Below are 6,502 nucleotides of genomic sequence, written 5' to 3'. Positions count from 1 at the left end.
CAAAACAGCCACCTCCACTAAATTCTTTACCTCTTATATTGAGCCCGTCCTCTGACGGGTTCGATATACACGCTGCAGTACAAAAACAAAACTGGTACCTTTTATATTTCACATTAATATGATTGTATGTGAAGAATATAATGCTTAAAATCCAAGTTCACCCCTTTTAAAGGTACCAATCTGACTGCATCGTGTTATCTACAAATATTACGTATAACCATTTTCACGACATCATAAAGCTGATAACACTAGTATCCCTTATTGTTGACTTTATGAAAAATTTCACATGGATCAGCACATCACTTATTGCTTTTATCATGTAAGGAATAATTCATATATAAGCAATATGTCGTATATGCGAATCAAGTACAGGGATATTATACGGATTTAACAACACATCGTCAAGAGTCAAAATTTATATTTTATCAATCTTTATAAATAAGCAATGCAATTGTGTTTTCTATGATTTTTTCGTATCATAATTAAGTGATGCCACACTTCTCTGTATTTACCGCTAATACGAGTTGCTATAATGCAGATGATTTGTATTTTCAAGCAAAGGCTTTGTTTTTCGTTATGCACTATATAGTATAAATATATAAAAATGTATAGTTTTCTTCTTTGCAAAAAAAAGAGACTGCTGAGTTTTTTAATCTCATTTTAGCAGTCTCTTCATTATTTTCTAAAAAGTAACTATTTTATGAAACTATTATTTTTCAATCTTGCTGTAGTCAACTTTCTTGCCATAGATATTGTTCATGATATGGCACAGGACAAGGCCTATGAATACGCAGACACCGAGGAGCAGCAGGCCATAATGGAAATCGCCTGTCGCATCTTTAACCATACCAACAGCCGTCGGTCCGAAGAAACCGCCGAGGTTGCCGATAGAGTTGATAACGGCGATACCCGTTGCAGCAGCCGTACCAGTAAGGAACTGGGCCGGAATCGTCCAGAACAGCGGAATAGCTGCGAACATACCAGCAGCACCTACGCAGACACAAATCATGGTAGGAATAGTTCCTGTAACAAACATACTTGCGCACAGAGCAACAGTAGCCATGCCGAGAGCTACAGTCAGATGCCATTTACGTTCCTGACGAACCTGGGAACTATGACCAAAGATAATAACGGAAATGAATGCACATACGAACGGAAGTGCACCGATAAAGCCAATTTCCATGGAAGACATATTGGACCAGGATTTAAGCATCTGAGGAATCCACATGTTAATGCCGTATACACCTTCACAGATAGCAAGGAAGTAAGCAATCCCGAGGACCAGAACAGCCGGGTGCGTAAGAGCTTTCATAATAGAGTAGTCGGCGTTAGCACCTTTAATGGCCGCAGCTTCTTCAGCCATACGGTTTGTGAGCCAATTGCGTTCTTCTTCCGTAAGCCATGTGGCATCAGCCGGTTTATCTGTCAGATAGTAGAGAGTTACAAAGCCGAAGAATATAGTCGGAATCCCTTCGACGAGGAACAACCAGCGCCAGCCGGACCAGCCCATGACGCCATCGAGAGAACTGATAAGGAACCCGGAAACGAGAGAACCGACGACGAGAGCAACAGGCTGAGCCAGATTGAAACGGGAGAGCGCTGCTGCACGATATTTGTTAGGGAACCATTCCCCGATGAAATACGTAACGCCAGGATAGAAGCCAGCTTCAGATGCACCGAGTAAGAAACGCATGACGAGGAAGCTCGTCGTACCGTTAATCATGCACATAAGAGCCGCTACGGCACCCCAGGTAACCATGATACGGGCAATCCAGCGGCGGGCGCCGAACTTGGCCAGGCACAGGTTGGACGGAACTTCGAAAATAAAATAACCAATAAAGAACAGGCCAGCACCAAAACCAAACGTAGAAGCCGTCAGACCTAATTCCGGAGACATCTGGATACCAGCAAAGCCTAAGTTTGTACGGTCAATATAGCAAAGCAGGAACATAAAGAGCAAGTACGGCAAGAGCCGGCTTGAGCACTTTCTCATACACGATTTTTCAATAGCTAATTCGTTAGACAAAACAGCCACCTCCACTAAGATTCATACCTTCTATGGTGAGCCCGTTTCATACGGGTTCGATAGTCACCTGCATCACAAATGCTACATCCTGCGTTCTCTATTTCACAACCTTATACTTATAATACATAAATAAAGAACATCGAAACCAGATCCGGATTCACCCCGCTTTCCTATCATTACTAAAAACGCCGGATTGTTTTGTGTTGCATCGTGTTATCTACAACGTCTGTCCCTGGGATTCTTCTTTAGTAACACTAGTATCCCATTTTTAAATAAAAACTTTCGTCTGCATCTCATCTCTGCATACATGTCATTATTCATATATAAGAAACATAACGTATATGCGAATTGGTTACACGTATATTATACGTTTTTCTCCCTATAGCGTCAATACTTAGAATTTATATTTTTTCAATCTTTATAAATAAGCAATGCCCCGTACCCATCCATGCAATTTTTGTATTGACTTTTTATCAACAGGGATTATATCGCTTGACAAAACAAATCCCTGAACTTTACTTCATGAGTAAAGTTCAGGGATTTGATATTTTCTTTATACTATTTTTTTGTATATTTTTGCACTATATGCAAACATACTCTGCCTGTTACATTGCCGGTAATTTACAACGGATGGCCGCAATAACTTTCTGCACCAATTCTCCTTCATCTACATCCCAATGCTCCACGGACAATCCGCTGACAACGACAGGATTCCTATATTCTTTCTCTTTCAGACAGCCTGCCGGGCAGGCGTTCAAAAGGAGGGTAACATCCCAATGTGGCAGCGTACGGCTGATAATGCGGAATTCCAAGTCCGGGGCCGCCGCTATCAGCCTTTTAAGCAGTGTTGGCGTTTCGATGAAAGGATTGCAATTACCACAGAACTTAACACCGACAATCATACGCGCCTCAGTCTTCTACTTTAACGCCGGCAATCTTGAGAGCTGCTTTCTTTTTCGCTTCCAGATTGGCCAGTTTGGAGTACATAACTTCCTGGGCCTGCGGGCTGCCCGCGCCATGCATGCTTTCTACCAATGCCGTGCCACCTGTCATCACTTCGATCAGACGGGCTACCCGCATGCGGTCTGCCGTCGATACGCCGTCGACGCCCTTGAAGTATTTTTCTACGTATTTGCCGATTTCCGGGCTTTCCAGGTCTGCCTGGCTCGGAAGTGTGGCAATGAACCCGCCGGCAATATCCTGGGCCAGCCGGTCGATTTCATAGATATACCGCGTGACGTTGTGCTTGCTTACGTTTGCCAGCAGCATGTTGACGAAATACTGGCCGCTCGGCAGCTGTACCCCTTCGGCTGAGCATGCGATGGAGCACGCATACAGCGTTTCTGTCAGGTGGATCATTTCGTTAATCTTCGATTTGATGTGGCTGGCTTTGGCATAGCCGTTCATATCGGCCATAGCTGCCGCTGCACCGATGACGATATCCGATACGCCGCCCTTACAGCCGCCGTAGTTCTGGCGGTGGTAGCTGGCAAACCGCGTTACCAGCATGCCGGCAAAATCCGTTTCCCCGCACATGAAGACCCGTTCCCACGGTACGAAGACGTCATTCAGGACCGTCAGGCATTCGCCGCCGACGATACCGTACTTGGCATTGCCCTGATCGATATCTCCTTCCAGTTTACGGCCATCATTGCTCTGGCGGCCGAAGATGTGCAGTACCCCCGGTGCATCGACTGGCAGCGCACAGCAGACAGCGTAATCTTTGTCTTCCGGTTTCAGGCTCATGGTCGGCATAATCAGCATTTCATGGCTGTTGACCATCCCCGTCATATGGGCCTTGGCGCCGCGGATGACGATACCCTTGTCATTCTTTTCCACGACGTGGACGAACAAATCAGGGTCACTCTGCTGGCTCGGCCGTTTGCTGCGGTCGCCTTTCGGATCGGTCATGGCACCGGATACCATGAAGTCCGTATCCTGGATGTATTCGAGGAACTTCTTGAACCGTTCATGATAATGGGTTCCATATTTCTGGTCCATTTCAAAGGTCGTGCCATAGGTGGCATTCATGGCATCAAAGCCGACGCAGCGCTGATAGCAGGTCCCCGTTTTGAGGGAGAGCATGCGCAGCATTTTGACTTTTTTGACCAGATCTTCCACACTCTGGTGAATATGGGTGAAGCGGTTGATTTTTTTGCCCGTCAGATGGGATGTCGCCGTCATCAGGTTTTCATATGCCGGGTCAAAGGCCAGGTCATACGTTACGGAAGCGGAATTAACATGGCCACGGATGAAGGGATGGTCCGGCAATTCTTTAGCCGGAATCTGTTTGCCCTGAAGATATACGACGATATTACGTTTCCGCAAGCTTTCTTTATATTCCTTACCTGTCATCATAGGTGAATCTACTCCTTTAATGTGCTAAATTTCACAAAGGCAGGGACAAAGAAAAGCACACGCCAGTGCCTTTCTTTGACTTACCGTTTCTATAATCAGCCTTTGGCAAATCCGTCAGCTGCTTCTTTAAAGCGTTCATAGAGCTGCCCAATATCAGAAGAGAAGGAAACGTACTGAACGCCACGGTTTTTCCATTCTACAGCCGTTGCCACATCATCGCAGAAGAAACCGACAGCTACGCCGACTTCTTTAGCCTGACGCATGATTTCTTCCATCTGGGCAATGACTTTCGGATGATTGACCTGTCCCGGGATTCCCAGGGAAGCAGATAAATCATAGGGTCCGACAAACAATACATCAAAGCCTTTGACTTTCAGGATATCTGGCAGAGCCTGTACACCGTCCTGACCTTCAACCTGGAGAATGACAGCCGTTTCATCATTTGCCTTGCCAAAGAAATCAGCTTTATCAATAGAGCCATATTTGCCAGCACGAACATACCGGTTGCATCCACGGCTTCCTTCTGGCGCAAATTTAGCGGCGCTGACAGCGATTTCAGCAGCTTCTTTGGATCCAATATTCGGAATCTGTACACCATCGGCACCGAGATCCAGGGCCTTATCAATGAGTTCCGGGTTTCCTTCATAGACGCGGACAATGGATGGAATGCCAGCAAGTTTGCAGGCGCGGATCATATCCAGCGTTCCTTCTACCGGAATTTCACCGTGTTCATTATCGATGATGCAGAAATCAAAGCCAGCCATACCGGCTACTTCTACGACAGCGGGGTAATTCATGTTGATAAAAGGCCCAAAGAGCTTTTCACCATTCTTTAAACGTTCTTTGAATTTGCTCATGCGACAAAACTCCTCTTGGAATATAAAATATTATAACATAGCGTACAGGCGTAACGTCTGTACCGCTGCGCCTGTATGCCATAATGATTAAACGTAGTTGCAGACACGGGCAATGGCCATTTCTGTATAGCCCAGAGATTCTGCTTTAGACTGCTTGCCGTTGACGACTTCCATAGTCATAGCCAGGAGTTCATCGCCCTGTTCACCCATGGTCTTTTTGCCGTAGATAACCGGGCTGGCATCGTAGTCGATATTGTCTTCCATATTCTGGAATGTCAGTTTATTACCCGTGATTTTGATGACCGGTACGATTGGATTGCCTGTCGGCGTGCCGCGGCCCGTAGAAAATACGACTACCTGGCAGCCGCCTGCTACCATGCCGGCTACAGAAGATGGGTCGTTCCCCGGAGTATCCATGATGACCAGGCCTGTCGTATCGACCTGTTTGCCGTAGTCATATACAGCCTGAATCGTGCGATGGCCGCCCTTATGGATGCATCCCAGCGATTTTTCTTCCAGCGTCGTCAGACCACCGGCTTTATTGCCCGGGCTCGGATTGCCTTCGCGGACTTCTTCGCCGACGAGCTGCAGGGCATGTTCATAACGGTGTACGATACCGAGGATCTGTTCTTTTACTTTTTCATCTTTACCACGGCGGGCGAGGATGTGTTCTGCACCGATGAATTCCGTCGTTTCGCTCAGGATAGACGTAGCACCGAGGTCAACGAGACGGTCGCTCAGTTCGCCGATAGTCGGGTTGGCCGCCAGGCCCGATGTCGGGTCGGAACCACCGCATTCAGTACCGACGATGAGTTTGCTCATGTCGCATTCTTCGCGGCGCAGCATGCTGGCTTCCTGTACCATTTCCTTGGCATAGCGGACCGCTTTGTCAATAGCTTTCAGCGTGCCGCCTTCTTCCTGGATAATGACCTGTTTGAGCGGCTTGTTCGTCCGTTCCTGGATAGCTTTGACTACCAGGTCCATCTGACAGTTTTCGCAGCCCAGAGAAACGACGACCGTACCATAGACGTTCGGGTTGGCAGCATAACCGGCTTCTACATCCATGGTAAGCTGCTGGTCAGGCGGTACCTGGGAACAGCCGTTCTGATTGTTGAAGGTAACGGCGCCATTGACCTGGGAGGCAATGATACGGGTCGTATCAGAAGCACAGACACTGGCCGGCAGAATTAATACATGATTACGGACACCTACGCGTCCATCCGGACGTTTATAACCCCAAAATTTCATTATGATTTCCTCC

General features: G+C 47.0%; 5 protein-coding genes. All 5 read right to left on the bottom strand.

All coding sequences use genetic code 11. The features are described from left to right. Positions 1-709 precede the first annotated feature (709 nt). The 5 genes from B4H10_RS05345 to B4H10_RS05325 all read right to left on the bottom strand — a co-directional run bounded on the left by B4H10_RS05345 (position 710) and on the right by B4H10_RS05325 (position 6,489). A complete protein-coding gene (locus B4H10_RS05345) occupies positions 710-2,026 on the bottom strand; it encodes an MFS transporter (RefSeq protein ID WP_083237088.1) in 1,317 nt (438 codons plus the stop codon). A 605-nt stretch (positions 2,027-2,631) separates the two neighbouring features. Further along, positions 2,632-2,928, bottom strand: a complete 297-nt coding sequence (locus B4H10_RS05340) for a hypothetical protein (protein WP_059076354.1) — start codon at positions 2,926-2,928, stop codon at positions 2,632-2,634. Positions 2,929-2,935: 7 nt separating this feature from the next. Next, positions 2,936-4,384, bottom strand: a complete 1,449-nt coding sequence (locus tag B4H10_RS05335) for a 4-hydroxyphenylacetate 3-hydroxylase family protein (RefSeq protein WP_059076353.1) — start codon at positions 4,382-4,384, stop codon at positions 2,936-2,938. 95 nt (positions 4,385-4,479) lie between these two features. Then, positions 4,480-5,241 (bottom strand): HpcH/HpaI aldolase family protein, encoded by a 762-nt coding sequence (locus tag B4H10_RS05330; protein ID WP_059076352.1) that lies wholly within the window; start codon positions 5,239-5,241, stop codon positions 4,480-4,482. Between the two features lie 87 nt (positions 5,242-5,328). Then, on the bottom strand, positions 5,329-6,489 hold the full coding sequence (locus B4H10_RS05325; protein ID WP_059076351.1) for a UxaA family hydrolase: 1,161 nt from the start codon (positions 6,487-6,489) through the stop codon (positions 5,329-5,331). Positions 6,490-6,502 lie beyond the last annotated feature (13 nt).

Source organism: Megasphaera sp. UBA4382 (assembly GCF_002391155.1).
Classification (GTDB): Bacteria; Bacillota; Negativicutes; order Veillonellales; family Megasphaeraceae; genus Megasphaera; species Megasphaera hexanoica.
The sequence above is the reverse complement of the archived record's forward strand: the minus strand, read 5'-3'. Positions and strand labels throughout refer to the sequence as shown.

What these genes read in the sequence shown, in the direction of transcription:
- B4H10_RS05330 (WP_059076352.1), bottom strand. Translation starts at nt 5,241, where the DNA reads ATGAGCAAATTCAAAGAACGTTTAAAGAATGGTGAAAAGCTCTTTGGG.
- B4H10_RS05325 (WP_059076351.1), bottom strand. Translation starts at nt 6,489, where the DNA reads ATGAAATTTTGGGGTTATAAACGTCCGGATGGACGCGTAGGTGTCCGT.
- B4H10_RS05335 (WP_059076353.1), bottom strand. Translation starts at nt 4,384, where the DNA reads ATGATGACAGGTAAGGAATATAAAGAAAGCTTGCGGAAACGTAATATC.
- B4H10_RS05340 (WP_059076354.1), bottom strand. Translation starts at nt 2,928, where the DNA reads ATGATTGTCGGTGTTAAGTTCTGTGGTAATTGCAATCCTTTCATCGAA.